Origin of the sequence: Mediterraneibacter agrestimuris (genome assembly GCF_943193195.1) — a bacterium.
Lineage (GTDB): Bacteria > Bacillota > Clostridia > Lachnospirales > Lachnospiraceae > Schaedlerella > Schaedlerella agrestimuris.
Genome location: NZ_CALPDG010000002.1, coordinates 31,148 through 50,208, shown reverse-complemented (window position 1 = coordinate 50,208; position 19,061 = coordinate 31,148). Strand labels below are relative to the sequence as shown.

At 43.2% G+C, this 19,061-nt stretch carries 11 protein-coding genes; 1 reads left to right on the top strand and 10 read right to left on the bottom strand.

The genetic code is table 11. The features are described from left to right. Positions 1–53: 53 nt before the first annotated feature. Positions 54–1,115, bottom strand: a complete 1,062-nt coding sequence (locus NFS18_RS01500) for a DUF6033 family protein (protein WP_251386950.1) — start codon at positions 1,113–1,115, stop codon at positions 54–56. 227 nt (positions 1,116–1,342) lie between these two features. Between NFS18_RS01500 and abc-f the strand changes: the two genes are divergently transcribed. After that, on the top strand, positions 1,343–3,319 hold the full coding sequence (gene abc-f, locus NFS18_RS01495; protein WP_251386949.1) for a ribosomal protection-like ABC-F family protein: 1,977 nt from the start codon (positions 1,343–1,345) through the stop codon (positions 3,317–3,319). 135 nt (positions 3,320–3,454) lie between these two features. On the opposite strand, the gene NFS18_RS01490 is transcribed toward abc-f, so the two are convergent. The 9 genes from NFS18_RS01490 to spo0A all read right to left on the bottom strand — a co-directional run bounded on the left by NFS18_RS01490 (position 3,455) and on the right by spo0A (position 18,883). Continuing rightward, a complete protein-coding gene (locus NFS18_RS01490; protein WP_251386948.1) occupies positions 3,455–6,067 on the bottom strand; it encodes a cation-translocating P-type ATPase in 2,613 nt (870 codons plus the stop codon). A gap of 245 nt (positions 6,068–6,312) precedes the next feature. Beyond that, positions 6,313–7,647 carry an NADP-specific glutamate dehydrogenase gene (gdhA, locus tag NFS18_RS01485; RefSeq protein ID WP_251386947.1) on the bottom strand — a complete coding sequence of 445 codons (1,335 nt, stop codon included), beginning with the start codon at positions 7,645–7,647 and terminating at the stop codon, positions 6,313–6,315. A gap of 207 nt (positions 7,648–7,854) precedes the next feature. Further along, positions 7,855–8,031, bottom strand: coding sequence for a 30S ribosomal protein S21 (gene rpsU, locus NFS18_RS01480; RefSeq protein ID WP_004054229.1), 177 nt, complete (start codon positions 8,029–8,031; stop codon positions 7,855–7,857). A 196-nt stretch (positions 8,032–8,227) separates the two neighbouring features. Further along, a complete protein-coding gene (alaS, locus tag NFS18_RS01475) occupies positions 8,228–10,867 on the bottom strand; it encodes an alanine--tRNA ligase (RefSeq protein WP_251386946.1) in 2,640 nt (879 codons plus the stop codon). Positions 10,868–11,252: 385 nt separating this feature from the next. Then, positions 11,253–12,764, bottom strand: coding sequence for a 4Fe-4S dicluster domain-containing protein (locus NFS18_RS01470; protein WP_251386945.1), 1,512 nt, complete (start codon positions 12,762–12,764; stop codon positions 11,253–11,255). A 138-nt stretch (positions 12,765–12,902) separates the two neighbouring features. Next, entirely contained in the window at positions 12,903–15,308 is a 2,406-nt protein-coding gene (locus NFS18_RS01465) for a homocysteine S-methyltransferase family protein (protein ID WP_251386943.1), read from the bottom strand. Between the two features lie 332 nt (positions 15,309–15,640). Next, positions 15,641–16,510, bottom strand: a complete 870-nt coding sequence (gene metF / locus NFS18_RS01460; RefSeq protein ID WP_251386939.1) for a methylenetetrahydrofolate reductase [NAD(P)H] — start codon at positions 16,508–16,510, stop codon at positions 15,641–15,643. Between the two features lie 9 nt (positions 16,511–16,519). Next, positions 16,520–17,968 (bottom strand): glycogen synthase GlgA, encoded by a 1,449-nt coding sequence (gene glgA / locus NFS18_RS01455; RefSeq protein ID WP_251386937.1) that lies wholly within the window; start codon positions 17,966–17,968, stop codon positions 16,520–16,522. Between the two features lie 90 nt (positions 17,969–18,058). Continuing rightward, entirely contained in the window at positions 18,059–18,883 is an 825-nt protein-coding gene (gene spo0A, locus NFS18_RS01450; RefSeq protein WP_251386935.1) for a sporulation transcription factor Spo0A, read from the bottom strand. Positions 18,884–19,061 lie beyond the last annotated feature (178 nt).

Below are 19,061 nucleotides of genomic sequence, written 5' to 3'. Positions count from 1 at the left end.
TTATTTATATAATAGTTAAGATTTCAGACCAATATATTCCATATATTGTACAATTATGCGGAACAGTCAACAGATACGACCGGGGTTACTGTAATCTGAACAGCAGGTGCTGCGCCGACGGCAGGTGCAGCGGGCATAGCCGGTACAGCGGCTGTATAACCGCCGGACATCGTATCCGTATATGTTTCTGCAATCTGCCTGTACCGGTAGTCATCAATAGATGGCTTAACAAAAATATCATCAAAGGACGCTGTCTGACAATGTTCCTGTGCTTTTCTGGAAGTCCGCTTTTTCCTCAGTTCTTCGGCAAGACGTTGTTCCTGCTTAAATTTCAGCCTTTTGGCAGCAGCCTTCTTCTGCTGATAAATCCGTTCTTCTTTATGAAGTCTGGCAATCTTAATGTTACCGCTCTGAATTAGTGACTTAATCCTGCGAACGATCCTTGCAGCCTCTGCCGGATCCGAAACCCGCTGCTTAACTCGTGGGATCTCCCCCTGCTTTTGAGCGATAAGTCCTCTGACAGACGTGACATTTTTGGCGTTTGCAAGCTGCATCATACTCTGACTGTGAGAATACTTGTAAGCGACCGCATAAGGACTCTCTTTCTTCGCTGCCTTCTTATAGAAAGGATTCTTATTGTCCTCATTTTTTTGACAGGTCCATGAAAAATCTTTTTTCTTTGGCTGATCCTTCATGGCTGTCCATTTAGAAACTTTTCCATTTTCATCCAGAATCAGCCCCATGCCGGTCAATTCTTTATCCATAAGTCCGGCCTGTACCTGAGAAGAAAATTGATACTTACTCATCAGATTCAAAATATTTTTCACACGGTTTTTCAACCCTTCGTCATTTGCCATCTTCTCAAGCAGCTCAGGAGAAAGAGCAACATTGTTGAGCCCCTTTTTAGAGGCTGCATAATTCTGAATCTGTTCTGTATCCGAAAGTGATACAAAATCAAAGTGAAGATTCTTATATGTATCTTTCAGCTCATTCATAAGCATTTCCACATCTGACACTTGTTTTCCTTCAGCCGGTGTCTGAGCATATTTGGCAGGCAGTGCTTTGGATACCGAACGGGCTGTCTTTGTATATAGATTCTGATCTGCGACCCGCATAAAGGCTCTCCTTTCCCGTATAATGTGGTCAACATATCTTTTGACCCCAACATCTTTATATTTTCTATATAATATATCGGATGAATCCGCTAAACTGAAAAGGGGCAGTATCTAAAAATATACAACAACATATAAAAATTGTTTTACAAAAGCAAATTGAAATTTCCCACTTTTTCCGCTATAATTTATAAACAGTTAACAATCACGTATATATTCAGGAGGATTTTATGATACTCGCATGCCATAATTTAAGCAAATCATTCGGAGAACAGCTAATCGTCCGCAATGGTTCTTTCCATATAGAAGACAGAGAAAAAGCCGCTCTTGTCGGTGTCAACGGGGCAGGCAAGTCCACCATCCTTAAAATGATCATGAATGAGGAGCCGCTTGACAGCGGTACTGTGGTTCTGACTAAGGGAAAGGCAATCGGTTACCTTGCCCAGCAGCAACATCTGAGCAGCGGCAATACCATCTATGAAGAACTTCGTACTGCAAAAGCAGACTTAATTGAAATGGAACAGCAGATTCGTACCATTGAACTCGAGTTGAAATACTTTTCTGGTGAAGAACTGGAGACACGGCTGAATACATACCACCGTCTGATGTCCGAATTTGAGTCACGGAACGGCTATGCTTACGAAAGTGAGATTATCGGTGTATTGAAGGGACTTGGATTTAAAGAAGAGGACTTTTCCAAACAGACCGCTACCCTCTCCGGGGGGCAGAAAACTCGTGTTTCTCTTGGTAAACTTCTGTTGACCAAGCCTGACATTCTACTGTTGGACGAGCCGACCAACCATTTAGATTTAAATTCTATTGCATGGCTGGAAACCTATTTATTGAATTATTCCGGGGCAGTTTTGATCATTTCTCATGACCGTTTTTTCCTAAACCGCGTCGTGACAAAAGTAATTGAAATTGAAAATGGCGAAATGCGGATGTATAGCGGAAATTACAAGGCATATGCAGACAAAAAGAAAATGATCCGTGATGCTCTGATGAAAGAATACTTGAATCAGCAGCAAGAAATCAAACATCAGCAGGCAGTCATTGAGAAGCTCCGCTCCTTTAACCGTGAAAAATCCATCAAGCGGGCAGAAAGCCGCGAAAAAATGCTGGCAAAGATACAGACTATCGAAAAGCCGCAGGAAGCTGCACAGGAAATGCATTTTTCACTGGAACCTTCCTGCGTCAGCGGCAATGATGTACTGACTGTGGAACATCTGACAAAAAGTTTTGACTCACAGACATTATTTCAAGATATCAGCTTTGAAATCAAACGGGGCGAACATGTTTCTATTATCGGAGACAATGGTGCAGGAAAAACTACCCTTTTGAAAATACTGAACGGCATTATCGGAGCAGATTCCGGCGCCTTTGAACTGGGTACAAAAGTTAAGATTGGCTACTATGATCAGGAACATCATGTGCTTCACGATCATAAGACAATTTTTGAAGAAATATCAGATGATTATCCGACACTGACAAACACTGCCATCCGTAACACACTGGCAGCGTTCCAGTTTACCGGAGATGACGTGTTTAAATTGATCAGAGATTTGAGCGGCGGGGAAAAAGGACGGGTTTCCCTCGCAAAACTAATGCTTTCCGAAGCCAACTTCTTGATTCTCGATGAGCCAACCAACCATTTGGATATCATGTCAAAAGAGATTCTGGAACAGGCTTTAAACGACTATACCGGAACCATACTGTATGTATCTCATGACCGTTACTTCATCAACCAGACCGCAGGTCGGATTCTGGAACTAATCAACCAGACATTTGTGAATTATATCGGGAATTATGACTATTACCTGGAGAAAAGAGAAGAACTGACCGCAGTTTATGCCGGAGGCGGCAAGAACATTTCCCGGACTTCTGCTCCAGATCATGTAGCACAGAACACCGTTTCTCCGGATAAGGCTTCTCTGTCTGTCAATTCTAATTCACAGTCTGATTCCAAATTGAGCTGGCAGGAGCAGAAAGAAATCCAGGCAAAAGAACGCAAACGAAAAAATGATTTAAAAAAAACGGAAGAACAAATTTCTGTTCTGGAAGAACGCAACATAGAAATTGATGAGCTAATGACCCATGAAGATGTCTACTCCAATTCCGTAAAATGTCAAGAACTGGAAAAAGAAAAAAATCAAAACAATGCCCAACTGGAAGAATTATATGAAAAGTGGGAAGAACTAGCAGAATGATTTCTATAAACAACGGAGGGGGAATATACAACTGCCCCTCCTGTTCCATTACAATATCAAATTATCTTCCTTCGGAATGTTAACCGTCTGCCAAAGCAGCTTGTCAAATATGCACGAATTTTTTACATAATCATATCATCTCTTCCGAAGTGCCTGTTTCACAGCCTTCATCAACTGGATAACCGGCAGATTTACAGCCGCCAGACCATATACCGTCAAAAGCTGTGTCAGATTCAGAGTCTGTACCTTAAACGGACCATGCAGTCCCGGAATCACCAGTACAGATGTGACCAGTACAAATCCAATCAAGAACGCGCCAATCAAATAAATATTATTGAAAAAACGGTTTGTAAATACAACTGCCTTATCTTCCTTGCAGTTGAATCCGTGAATCAGCCGTGCAGTACATAGTGTCCCAAATGCCATTGTACTGGCCAGCAGCGCATTGCCGCTGCGGTAACCTATCATAAAGGCAATCATTGTTGTCACACCGATGGAAAGCCCCTCTGTTCCAATCTTAATAAGGAAATCTTTTGTCAAAATGGATTCATTCATCGGACGAGGTCTCTCATTCATCACATCACCGGAATGTGGTTCTACTCCCAGCGCAATCGCCGGAAGGCTGTCTGTCAGCAGATTAATAAACAATAGATGTACAGGAGCAAATGGTACCGGAAGTCCTGCAACTGCAGCATATAATACCGCCAGAATTCCTCCAAAGTTGCCGGATAACAGAAACTGAATGGAATTCTTGATATTTCGGTATACATTGCGCCCATTTTCGACTGCTTTGACAATGGTTGCAAAATTATCGTCTGTCAATACCACAGATGCAGCATCCTTGGATACTTCACTTCCGGTAATCCCCATTGCAACTCCGATATTTGCCTGTTTCAGTGCCGGAGCATCATTGACACCATCACCTGTCATGGAAACAATATTACCTTTTTCCTGCCAGGCACGGACAATACGGATTTTATGTTCCGGTGAAACACGGGCATATACAGATATTCCTTCCACAAAGTCCTTCAGTTCTTCATCTGTCATAGAGTCAATCTCAACACCTTCACAGGCTTCGGATTCCTCCTGAAGAATGCCGATTCGTTTTGCAATAGCAGCTGCGGTAACTTTATGGTCTCCGGTAATCATAACCGGACGGATTCCCGCACGTTTACATTCTGCTACTGCCATCTCAGATTCTTTTCTCGGCGGATCCATCATATTGATCAGACCGATAAATATCAGCTCATCCTCATCTTCAATACTCAGTTCCAAATCAGACGTAACTTCTTTGTAGGCAAATCCAAGAACACGAAGTCCTTCTTTAGAAAACTCCTGATTCTGCGCTTCAATCTGTTCTCTGTCAGAATCTTTAATTGAACGTACTGCACCGTTAATCCAAATTCGGTTCATTTTGCCGAGCAGTACGTCTACCGCACCTTTCACTATCATCACCGGCATACCATCTATCGTATGCTTGGTGGACATCAGCTTTCTATCACTGTCAAAAGGATTTTCACTTTCTCTTGGATATTTCTCACGTACATTCTGTGCATATACCCCCAGTTGACTCCCCAGATTAATCAAAGAGGTTTCTGTCGGGTCACCAATTTCTACTCCGTCTGCATTCGTAGAATCATTACACAAAATACTTGAAAGAAGAAGAAAATACACTTCTTTCTCCTTTATATTAATCTCATTCGCCGGGATCCGGGTGCCGTTAACATAGTAGTCTTCTACTGTCATCTTATTCTGTGTCAGTGTTCCCGTCTTATCAGAACAGATTACCGATACACTCCCCAACCCTTCCACTGCCTGTAATTTACGGATAATTGCATGTTCTTTTGCCATCTTTTGTGTACCAAAGGACAAAACGATCGTAACAATAGAACTAAGTGCTTCTGGAATTGCCGCAACTGCCAAAGCCACCGCAAACAGAAACGCATCTCCTACATTGCCGCCGTGAAGCACATTGATTCCGAATAAAATACCGCAGGCGATCAGAATAATGATAGATAATTTCTGTCCAAACTGATCCAGATTCATCTGTAATGGCGTCCGTTTCTCAGAAGTGGACTTCAAAAGACTTGCTATCTTGCCTACCTCAGTTTCCATTCCGATTCCTGTCACAAGGAAAGATGCACGTCCGTAGGTGACAAAGCTGCCCGAATATACCATATTGACACGGTCGCCAAGAGACACCTCACCACAGATTATATCAGTGTTTTTTTCTACACCAAGACTTTCTCCGGTCAGTGCACTCTCATCCACCTTCAGACTTGCACACTCTATAATTCGTCCATCCGCCGGAATATAGTCCCCCGCATCCAGCATAACAATGTCTCCAACTGTCACTTCCGCTGATGGAACCTGAATAATCTGCCCGCTGCGCAGTACCTTTGCCTCAGGACCAGACAATTTTTTTAAACTTTCTAATGACTGCTCTGCTTTCAATGTCTGTACAGTGCCTAAAATCGCATTGACAGTAATTACGGCCAGAATAACAATAGCGCTTTCCGCATCTCCTAAGAAGCCTGATACAATTGCTGCAAAAATCAATATAATGACAAGAAAATCTTTAAACTGTTCCAGAAAAATCTGAATTGTTGTTTTCTTCTTTCCCTCAGCCAATTCATTTGAACCGTATTTTTCCTGATGGACGCGAACCTGTTCTTCAGTAAGAGGTGATAAGGTTCCATTGACCTGCTGCTTGACCTCTTCTGCTGACAATTGATAAAATTCACTCATGTTGTTCCCTCCTTTTTGTCCGTATGCAATTAGTTTGCCTTATACCTCCAAAAAAAATGAGACCCTATTGCATACAAATAATATGCAATAAAAGTCTCACTGTTTAATCACGATACGGATGAAAAATTCATCGTACTGACGATATCGTGCACACCTTCCGAAAAAGTTCAGGTATCAATTACTCCCTTTTATTGAAACTAACTATAAGCCTTTTTACTGAAAATGTCAATACGTTTTCTGCTTTCCTATACAATTCCCTGTGCTGTCATCGCATCTACAACCTTCTCAAATCCGGCAATGTTGGCTCCTACAACGAAGTTACCCTTAAAGCCGTATTTCTCAGACGCATTGTATGCATTGTGGCAGATATCTACCATGATCTTCTGCAGTTTTGCATCTACCTCTTCAAATGTCCAGCTCAGACGCTCGCTGTTCTGGGACATCTCCAGTGCAGATGTAGCAACGCCGCCGGCATTGGCAGCCTTACCTGGTGCAAAGATAACCCCGTTCTCCTGCAGATACTCCGTTGCTTCCATCGTGGTCGGCATATTTGCACCCTCGGCAACGGCAGTTACACCATTTGCTACCAGCACTTTTGCATCATCCAGCAACAATTCATTCTGTGTTGCACATGGAAGTGCGATATCAACCTTCACAGTCCATACGCCTTTTCCTTCATGGTACTCAGAATTCGGACGATAATTCTTATATTCTGTCAGTCTTGCACGGTTTACTTCTTTAATCTCTTTCAAAGCTTCAACGTCGATTCCATCTGGATCATATACCCAGCCTGTAGAATCACTTGCTGTTACAACCTTTGCACCAAGCTCCAGAGCCTTCTCGATCGCATAAATCGCCACATTGCCGGAACCAGAAACAGCAACTGTCTTACCATTCAGTTCAATACCGTTCAGCTTCAGCATTTCATCTGTGAAGTATAAGAGTCCATATCCTGTTGCTTCTTTACGTGCCAAAGAACCGCCGTAGCTCAGACCTTTTCCTGTCAGCACTCCTTCATACACGCCGCGGATTCTCTTATACTGTCCGAAGAGATATCCAATCTCTCTTGCGCCTGTTCCGATATCTCCCGCCGGAACATCTGTATCTGCGCCGATATATTTACAAAGCTCTGTCATGAAACTCTGGCAGAAAGCCATCACTTCCCTGTCTGATTTTCCCTTCGGGTCGAAATCTGAACCACCTTTACCTCCGCCAATAGGAAGTCCCGTCAGAGAATTCTTAAATACCTGCTCGAAGCCAAGGAACTTGATAATACCAAGGTTCACAGACGGATGCAGACGAAGTCCTCCTTTATATGGTCCGATCGCACTGTTGAATTGTACCCGGTAACCTGTGTTTACCTGAACCTGACCATTGTCATCTACCCACGGTACACGGAACTTAAACTGTCTCTCTGGTTCTACCAGTCTCTCCAGAAGAGCTTCTCTTCTGAACTTCTCTTCATTTGCCTCAATTACAACGCGAAGAGACTCAAGTACCTCTTTGACAGCCTGGTGAAACTCTGGCTCAGCCGGATTTTTCTTCACTACTAATTCAATGACTTCATCTACATATGACATATCTTTTACCTCCCTTAAAAATAACCAGACATGAATAACTGTCCGATTTAGTTGACTTTTTTTCTTACTCGTTTATTTTAGTCGCTTCATTCCATCTTGTCAATCAAAAGGTTTAAGTTTTTAAAGTTTTATCACTATAAATCACTAAATATTTCTGGATAGAAAAAATGGAGTGCTGACATTCAACACTCCATTCAACTGCACATATTAGTTATACTTACGTTTTCTAGCAGCTTCAGATTTCTTTTTCCGTCTTACGCTTGGCTTTTCGTAGTGTTCTCTTTTACGAATTTCCTGCTGAATGCCAGCTTTCGCACAGTTTCTTTTGAATCTGCGTAAAGCACTATCCAACGTTTCGTTCTCTTTAACGATTACATTTGACATAGTCTCACACCTAACCTCCCCTCCAGCCTTGTATTGTGCATCATACGACTGTTCGGGTATATTTATTGCACTACAAAAGATTATAACATATTTTTTCAGTACGTCAACTATTTCCGTACGAAAAAATCACCTTTTTAAATATTTTCATTTGTTTTTGGTGTTTTCTCCCTTAAAAAACAGACTTTGTCCCCATAAACTATGCAATTTGTCCCTGCAGAACCTCCGCCGCCTTAGCAAGAGCCTCTGCAATACCTGCCGGATTCTTACCGCCTGCCTGTGCCATGTTCGGTCTTCCGCCGCCGCCTCCGCCGATGCATCCGGCAATTGCCTTGATCAGATTGCCCGCATGTGCGCCTTGCTTCATCGCACCGTCTGTCGCGGTTACCATCAGATTCACTTTACCGTCATTTGCAGAAGCAAGTACAACAACACCCTCGCCCAGCTTCTCTTTCATCTGGTCACCCAGGTCTCTCAGACCGTTCATGTCTACATTCTGAAGTTCTGCTGCTAACAGTTTCACTCCTGCGATGTCCTGTACCTGATCCATCAGATCTCCGGCAGCTTCCTGTGCCATTCTACTTTTTAAGCTGTCCACTTCACTGTGAAGAGCCTTGTTTTCTGCCATCATGTGGGCAATCTTTTCTCCCAGATTATCCGGCGTTGCCTTCAACTGTTTTGCTGCATCGTGAAGCTTTGCTTCCAAAGCATCATAATATTTCAAAAGGCCTGCAGAGGTCAGCGCTTCAATCCTACGGACGCCTGCGGCTACTCCTGTCTCCGAAATAATCTTCAAAGCCATGATCTCGGACGTATTCTTTACATGAGTACCGCCACAAAATTCAATGGAGTAATCTCCCATATTGACTACACGGACAACGTCACCATATTTCTCTCCGAACAACGCCTGTGCACCGGTCTTCTTAGCCTCTTCGATCGGCATATTCTTGATATCTACACAGTAAGCCCTGGCAATGCTTTCATTGACAAGCTTCTCTACCTGCCGGATCTCATCGTCTGTCAATGCAGAGAAATGTGTAAAGTCAAAACGCAGCCTATCTTCGTTGACACTGGAACCAGCCTGCTCTACATGTGTTCCCAAAACAGTACGAAGCGCTTTCTGAAGCAAATGTGTGGCACTGTGATTTCTTGCGGAAAGAGCTCTCTTCTCTCCGTTCACTTCTAAGGTCGCCTTATCTCCAACTTTCACCATGCCTTTGACAACCTGTCCCACATGACCGATCTTGCCGCCTAACAGCTTGATCGTGTCATCTACACGGAACTCTCCGTTTGCGGTGCGGATAACTCCTGTATCTGCTTCCTGTCCGCCGCTTGTTGCATAGAACGGAGTCTCACTGACAAAAACAGTTCCCTTGTCTCCATCAGACAATGCGTCTGCCAGTTCATTTTCAGAAGTAAGCACAATAATTTCTGACTCATAAGTGAGATTGTCATAACCCACAAATGTACTTGTCACGCTCGGATCAATGGATTCGTAAACAGTCACGTCAGCTCCCATGTAATTGGTCACTTCACGGGCTTCACGAGCTGTCTTTCTCTGAATTTCCATCGCTTCTTTAAATCCGTCTTCATCTACAGACAACTGCTTTTCTTCCAGAATCTCCTTCGTCAGATCCAGTGGGAACCCATAAGTATCATACAGCTTAAATGCATCTGCCCCGGCAAGTGTTGTTGTGCCGTTTTTTTCCATATCTGCAATCAGATCGGACAGGATACCAAGTCCCTGATCGATCGTTTTGTTGAACTGCTCTTCCTCTTTTGCAATTATCTTCAAGATAAAGTCCTTCTTCTCTTCCAGTTCCGGATATCCGTCCTTTGAACCCGCGATCACTGTCTCTGCAAGTCCTGTCAGGAAATGACCCTCAATCCCCAGAAGTCTTCCGTGGCGGCATGCACGGCGCAGCAGACGGCGCAGAACATATCCACGTCCTGCATTGGACGGCGTGATACCATCGGAAATCATAAATGTTACAGAACGGATATGGTCTGTGATTACACGAATAGATACATCGTGATCGTACTCTGTTCCATATGTCTTACCTGCAAGCCGGCATACATGATCTCTCAGCGCTTTGATCGTATCTACATCAAAAATAGAATCCACATCCTGTACAACGGATGCCAGACGTTCCAGACCCATACCTGTATCAATATTCTTCTGCTCCAACTCACTGTAATGACCGTTTCCATCATTGTCAAACTGCGTAAATACGTTGTTCCAGATTTCCATATAACGGTCGCACTCACACCCCACCGTACAATCCGGACTGCCGCAGCCATACTTCTCTCCTCTGTCATAGTAGACCTCAGAACACGGACCACACGGACCGGAACCATGCTCCCAGAAGTTGTCCGCCTTGCCAAAACGAAAGATTCTCTCTGCCGGAATTCCCATCTCTTTATTCCAGATTTCAAATGCTTCGTCATCTTCCTCATAAACAGACGGATACAATCTGTCTGCATCTAATCCTACAACCTCTGTCAAAAACTCCCACGACCATGCGATTGCTTCCCTCTTAAAATAATCCCCAAAGGAGAAATTTCCGAGCATCTCAAAAAATGTACCGTGACGCGCAGTCTTTCCTACATTTTCAATATCACCTGTACGAATACACTTCTGGCAGGTTGTCACTCGCGTTCTCGGGGGGATCTCCTGTCCTGTAAAATACGGTTTCAGCGGCGCCATACCGGAATTGATAAGCAAAAGACTCTTATCATTGTGCGGTACGAGCGAAAAACTCTTCATTGCCAGATGTTCCTTGCTCTCAAAAAACTCCAGAAACATCTTTCTCAGTTCATTTACTCCATACGACTGCATAGTCCTTACCCTCCTGGTTTCTATCTTACATAATTATAAATACAATCTATCCATTTTATGTCTACCCCATATAGTACCATATGCCTACATTTTTTTCAAATAAAATCCGCAAAAAGCATAAGCACCGGCAAGATATTTTGTTACTGTTCACACCCTACGGGTGCTCCAGTAACAGTATCCAGCCCATTTTAAGTCGCCTTCGGCGAGGGGCTGGATATACCGCTGTCATCACTTCATTGGTCGGACACCTTGCAGCGCAGTGCAAGGCGTCGTGTGAACAGCAACGATATTTTCAAGCCTGGAACTGTTATGCTTTTTGCGGAATGAAAACGCAACTTAACAGATACAATGTGTTTTTAATTCTTTGAAAGAATACACCCTACTCTTATTTTAATTCTATTTTTTCCAACTCTTTTGACGGTATCGGCGTACTAGAATTATTAACATATGTATTCAACAACTTCTTTGCCTTTGCTACCGGGATATTGGTTCCGGCTCCTGCGATACATCCGCCCGGACATCCCATACCTTCAATCAGACAGCCGTTCATCTTACCTGCTTTGGCAAGCGCAAGCGTCTTCTTACACTCTGCAAGTCCTTCTGCATGCTCGATGTTGACCTGAACATCTGGATAATATTCGTTGATACACTTTTCAATAGACTCTGCAACACCGCCTGCATATCCATATCTTCTTCCGGCTCCGGTCGCATCGTGGAAGGAAGACTCCGCCTCATACTTTGTCATATCAATATTCTTTGCATCGAACATTGCCTGTAATTCTTCGTATGTAATAACAAAATCCACATCACTTCGGACGGTTCTTCTGGATGCTTCCAATTTCTTTGCCGCACAAGGTCCGATAAATACAACCTTTGCATCTGCATGTTCCTGCTTGATTGTACGGGCAGTTGCAACCATAGGAGTCAGTTCCTGTGAAATCTGGTCGATCATTTCTGGAAAATATTTCTTCGCAAGCATTGCCCATGACGGACAGCAGGAAGTCAAAAGGAACGGTAATTCTCCGGTTACAACCTTATCTACATAATGATGTGCTTCTGCGATCGCTCCGATATCTGCGCCAAGAGCAACCTCGTACACCTCAGAGAATCCAAGCTCCTGCAATGCCGCTTTGATATTACGCGGGGTAATCTTCTCTCCGAACTGCCCTACAAATGCAGGTGCAATCTCTGCGATTACTTCTTCACCGTCTGTCAATGCATGTGCCAGCTGGAAAATCTGGGATTTGTCAGAAATTGCTCCAAACGGGCAGTTTACCATACACATTCCGCAGGACACACATTTATCCGAATCAATGTAAGCACGTCCATGCTTGTCTGATACAATTGCGTTGACGCCGCAGGCAGCAGCACATGGGCGCTCCTTCTTAGCAATGGCATCATACGGACAAGCTGATTTACATTTTCCGCATTTGATACATTTACTCTGGTCAATGTATGATTTGCCATCTACCATAGAAATCGCTTCCTTCGGACAAACCTGCATACATGGATGGGCAAGACACCCCCGGCACATATTGCTGACTTCATAGCCGCCCTCCTGACATGCGTCACATGCAGACGGGATTACCTGCATAAGCGGCGGCTCATAATACTTTTCAGAAATATTACTTGCTTCTACTCCTGCTGTCAGAGGAGTCGGCTGATCCTCCGGCCGCAGAGACAATCCCATTGCCAGACGAACTCTTTCTCTTACAATGGCTCTGGATCGATAGGTACTCTCTCTGTATTTCTCCGTATCATCATTGACGATCTTATAAGGAATCATCTCCATATCATCCTTTAATGACGTTGTATCTTCCTTGAATCCGATCTTCGCCACTTCTGTAAATACCCTGTTACGAATGTACCGTACCGGTGTATCAATTCCTCTTAGCATTCCCTTTTCCTCCTGTAAAATCTACATTCTTTTCTATCTACAAATATATCTTTCCATTCAGACTGTGTCAACCTGTTTTCTCTTCAAATCTGTATAAAATCTAATACAAAAATCAATACTATTATTTTACGCCGGCTTCTATTCTTGTTTCAAAAGTTTCTGCGCATAATACACGGACTGCATAGCATCTTTCCCATAGAAATCTGCCCCGATCATATCTGCATATTCTTGATTCAGCACTGCGCCGCCGACCATCACCTTACATTCCGGCGCATATTGCTTTAACAGCCGGATTGTTTCTTCCATGCTGACCACTGTTGTTGTCATAAGCGCGCTTAAACCGACCAGCTTCACAGCCTGTTCTCGAACAGTCTGAAGAATCTCTTCTGGAGCCACATCCTTTCCCAGATCAATCACATCAAATCCATAATTCTCAAGAAGCACCTTTACGATATTCTTGCCGATATCGTGGATATCCCCTTTCACAGTTGCCAGAATAACTTTTTTCTTCTCCTTAATCTCAGCTTCCGAAAAAGTCATTCCTTCTTTTAACACATCAAAAGCAATCTTTGCGGCTTCCGCACTCATAAGAAGCTGCGGCAGGAAAATGGTTCCCTTTTCAAATCCTTTCCCCACATAATCCAATGCAGGAATCAGTTCTCGATTGATGATATCTAAAGGTTGCTGTTCTTCCACAAGCGTTCTTGCCAGTTTGCCCGTTTCTTCCCTGCATCCGCGCTCAATTGCTGTCCGCAGCGTCATGCCAGTATCTGCTTTCCTGCTGTCTGTCTGCTTTTCCCCTGAAACAATGGAAGTATTTTCTCCATATGCCCCAATATATCTGTCACAATTCTCATCCAAATTCATCAGTGCATGAAATGCATCATAAGACTTCATCATATCCTCGGAAGCCGGATTTATGATTCCCGCGCTCAAACCGCTGAACATCGCCATCGTATAGAAATTGGCATTGATCACCGGACGATTTGGCAATCCAAAAGAAATATTGGACACACCCAGAACTGTATGTACGCCCAGTTCTTCCCGTACCCTGTGCAGTGTCTCTAAAGTCACCAACGCTCCCTGTGGGTCGGAACTGATCGTCATGGCAAGTGCATCTATCACAATGTCCTTTTTCTTGATTCCATACTTTGCAGCTTCTGCAATAATCTTTTGTGCCACACGGACCCTTCCTTCTGCCGTCTCCGGTATTCCATCCTCATCCAATGCCAGTCCGATTACCACGCCGCCGTATTTTTGAATCAACGGAAACACTGCGTCCATAGATTCCTGTTTGCCGCTGACTGAATTCACCATTGCTTTACCGTTGTATATCCGAAGCGCCCTTTCCAACGCCGTTATATCTACCGTATCTATCTGTAAAGGCAGACTTGTAACACTTTGCAGCCCCAGTACCGCTGCTTCCAGAAGTTCTGCTTCATCAATATCCGGTAGTCCTACATTCACATCCAGAATGTGTGCCCCTTTATCTTCCTGCATGATTCCTTCTTTTAAAATATAGTCGATATCATGCTCCTTTAACGCCTGTTTAAAACGTTTTTTTCCTGTCGGGTTGATACGTTCTCCGATGATCTTAGAATCTTCTCCGAAAATCACCGCCTGTCCATATGAAGAGACCATGGTGTAATCTTTTTCCGCAACATCCTTTAAGACCACATCTCTGCATCTTGCTGTCATTGCTCTCAAATGTGCCGGGGTTGTTCCGCAGCAGCCGCCGATTACGGCAGCTCCCATCTCTGCAATCTCCCGCATTGCTTCTGCAAACGTATCCGGCTCTATATCATATACTGTTTTATTACATCTCTGTGCCGGCAGTCCCGCATTCGGTTTTACGATAACGGGAATTGATGCATACTTCTGTATTTCTTCCACGATCGGTATCATCTGTTTCGGACCTAAGCCACAATTCACCCCGAGCGCATCCACCCGCAGACCTTCCAAAAGAGTTACAAATGCAGGAATATCTGCTCCGGTTAAGAGTTTCTGTCTCTCATCAAAAACAGCCGTCACAAAGACGGGCAGCTTTGTATTTTCCTTTGCCGCCAATACTGCCGCTTTGATTTCATATGTATCACTCATCGTTTCGATATGGATCAAATCGGCTCCCGCTTCTTCCCCGCATATCATCACCTCTTTAAATGCCTGATAAGCATCTTCAAAGCTCAGATCCCCCACAGGTTTCAGCAGTCTTCCGGTAGGTCCCACATCCAGTGCCGTGTAAATCCTTCTGCCATTCCCAATCCTTTCAATCACCTCTTTTACATTCGCCACTGCTGCTTTTACCACATCTGTCACGGTATATTTCGTATCATGGAACTTCAGTGCATTGGCGCCAAATGTATTGGTCAGTATAATGTCGCTCCCTGCTTCGATATATGCCTGATGGATTTCAGTCACCTCTGCTTTATACTCCAGATTCCATGTTTCCGGCAATTCTCCTGGTCTTAGTCCTCTTTCCTGAAGAATACTCCCCATTCCGCCGTCAAAAAACAGTAATTTCTTTCCTAAATCTTCTCTTATCATTTGCTGCCCTTTCATAACTTCGCTGTATTGGGTCGTAAATGCGCAATTTATGCGCATTTCGACTGTGAACAATAACAACTGTCACATTTTATCTTAAATTATTGTTTGTAATACTGCATCTGTTTGCTTCTGTTTTCTACATTTTCAAAAAAGATGCCATTTTCTCCATATATAAAAATCAAAGATGCGGCAGATAAATTTCACATTCGCAGCTGATTCCAAGTCTTCAACCTTTTTATCTATCAGCGCAGATGTCCATTCATCTACCGCATTTCATTCCTGTTCCAGATAACGTACGACCTCCCTTTTCAATCGGTCATAGTCTCTGTTTTTCAGCATTTTACCATCTCGGACAGGTTCTCCATAATCTTTACTGCCACTCCTGGCTTATTCATAGAATACACATGAATATTTCTCACGCCATTGGCAAGCAGATCAATGATCTGATCTGTGGCATATGCAATTCCTGCCTGCATCATTGCCTCCGGATAGTCTCCAAACCGGTCCAGAATAGAAAGAAATCTCTTCGGAAATACAGTTCCCGAAAGTTCCTGACTGCGCTTCATCTGCGCCGCGCTTGTGATCGGCATAATGCCAGGCAGCACCGGAACAGTAATTCCCGCTTCGCGGATCCGATATAGAAAGTTGTAATGAATATCATTGTCAAAAAACATCTGTGTCGTCAGAAAATCAACACCACTGTCTACTTTCTGCTTCAGATATCTGATATCATCCGCCTTATGTTCATTCTCCACGTGTCCTTCTGGATAGCAGGCGGCTCCGATACAGAAATTGCCTGATCTGCGAATCGCCTCAACCAACTCAAACGCATAGTGATACCGGTCCTCTGACGGGAACACCATTCCTTCCGGAATGTCTCCCCGAAGCGCCAGAATATTCTCAATTCCAAGGGACTTCAGGTTCTCGATCACAGCCTGTACTTCCTTTTTTGTGGAGGAAGCACAGGTTAAATGTGCCAGACTTTCCACACCCAGATCTTCCTTAATATGGGCTGCGATCTTAGCTGTATTCTTACTTGTACCGCCGCCGGCTCCGTAAGTCACGCTGATATAAGACGGATTCAGTTCTGCAATCCTGTCTGTTGCTTCAAGCACCTTCTGAAAACCAATGTCCGTTTTTGGCGGAAAAACTTCAAATGAAATATGTATGCCTTCCTCGTTCAGTATGTCTGAAATTTTCATGATATCCTTTTACTCTCCCAACAGACTCTGATATAGTTCCTGATATTTGCCGGCAGAATTTTTCCAAGAAAAATCTACGTTCATAGCACGCTCTACAATCTTATTCCAGTCTCTCTTCTTATCATAGTAAATCTGTTCCGCATAACGCACAGTATTGAGCATTTCATGTGCATTATAATTTGTAAAGCTGAATCCTGTTCCGGTCTTCTCAAACTCATTGTACGGATATACTGTATCTTTTAATCCACCCGTTTCACGGACGATCGGAAGAGTCCCATAACGCAGACTCATAAGCTGACTCAGTCCGCATGGCTCAAACAGAGAAGGCATAAGGAATGCATCACAGGAAGCATAAATCTTATGAGACATCTCGTCAGAATAATAAATGTTTGCAGATACTTTACCTGAGTACTTCCATGCAAAATGACGGAACATATTCTCATACTTTGCGTCTCCTGTTCCCAGAACGACAAACTGTACTGCATCCTGGCACATCTCATCCATCATATAATCAATTAAGTCAAAACCTTTCTGGTCTGTCAAACGGGAAATCATACCGATCATCATTGTCTTTGGATTCTGTTCCAGCCCAAGTTCCTTCTGAAGCTCTGTTTTATTTACAAGCTTATTCTTGCGGAAATTCTCAACACTAAAATTCTTATATATCTTTGGGTCTGTCTCTGGATTCCACTCATCGTAATCCAAACCGTTTACGATTCCCCACAGATCACCTGCCCTGGCATTCATCAGCCCGTCCAGAGCCTCTCCGAAGAACGGAGTCTTGATTTCCTGTGCATAAGTCTGGCTTACAGTAGTCACCTTGTCAGAATATACGATACCGCCCTTTAACAAGTTAGCATCCTTGTACGCTTCCATCTTGTCAGCTGTGAAATAATAATCCGGCAGTCCGGTAATAGACTGAACAGTTTTTGTATCCCATACTCCCTGGAACTTCAGGTTATGTATTGTCATAACAGTCTTAATACCGCGGTAATATTCACCCATGTAACGGAAATTGTCCAGATATACCGGAACCAGACCTGTCTGCCAGTCATGACAGTGAATCAGTTCCGGACGGAATTCGATCACCGGCAGAATACTCAGTACAGCTTTGGAGAAAAATGCAAACTTCTCAATGTTCCACTTCGGATCTCCGTCATAAGGAGCAAAACCGTTAAAATAATGTTCATTATCAATAAAGTAGAATGTAATTCCCTCATACTCACACTTCATAATACCCACATAGCGGTCTTCCCCCGCCAGGTTCATATAGAAATGATCTACATACTCCATCATATCCTTCCACTTCTGGAACATGCAGTTATATCTTGGCAAAACTACACGCACATCATACTCTGTCTTATCGAAGTACTTCGGAAGTGAACCTACAACATCTGCCAATCCTCCTGTTTTGATAAATGGTACACATTCTGAAGATGCAAATAAAATATTTTTCATGTCAAATCCTCCACTTTCTTCATTCTCTTCAGCAATATTTTCTATATATTATATCGCATTTTTTCACTATTGAAAAGGAAAAAGAAAGAATTATCTGTGTTTATACTCCAATTGTATTGTATCAGCTATCAGAGCAATGAACTCTGAGTTCGTCGGTTTTCCCTTTCCGTTGCTTACCGTATACCCAAACAGTTCGTCCAGAGTATCCAGTTTTCCCCGGCTCCATGCCACTTCGATTGCATGCCTGATGGCTCTCTCAACTCTGCTGGAGGTTGTCTGATATTTTTTGGCAACAGTCGGATAAAGTACTTTTGTAATTGCATTCAGCACATCCATATCCTCCACTGACATCATAATCGCGTCACGCAGATAATGATAGCCTTTGATATGCGCCGGAATACCGATTTCATGCAGCATATTGGTGACACGGTTTATCAAGTCCTGCTCCCGAAGCTGTATATTTCCTATTGTATTTTCCATTGTATTTCCTATCGTATCTACTACCGTATTTACTGTTTTTTCTTCATGATTTCGGAACACATTGCTTACAGATTTGATCCTATTCACAAGTACCTCGTTGTTAAACGGTTTCATAATATAGTAATTTGCACCCTTGTCAAAGGCATCTTCTGTAATTTTCTCCTGACCAACTGCAGTTACGACAATAAAGTGTGGTTGCTTTTTCCCTGATGTGTCTCGTCCCACCTGCTCCATTACAGCCAGTCCATCCATTTTCGGCATAATCAGATCAAGAAGGACAACATCCGGTTCCTTATTCTTGATGATCTGACACATCTCTTCCCCATTCTTTGCTTTACCGACAACCTTCAAATCTTTATCCATGTTGATAATTTCTTCCAACATATCCAAAATTCTTTCATTATCGTCTGCAATAGCCACGTTTAATTGTTCCATTATCCCCTACTCCTCTTAAAATAAAAAGACCATGCGCCTTCAAAACCCACCTCGAACATTATAATCGTATAAAGATACAAAAATCAAGAATTTTCAGCCGTGCCGATTCGACATTACTTGTCGATTTCCGTTGCCTTTTTACCAATTCTGTTTTTGACATTTTGCGACAAATCTTATT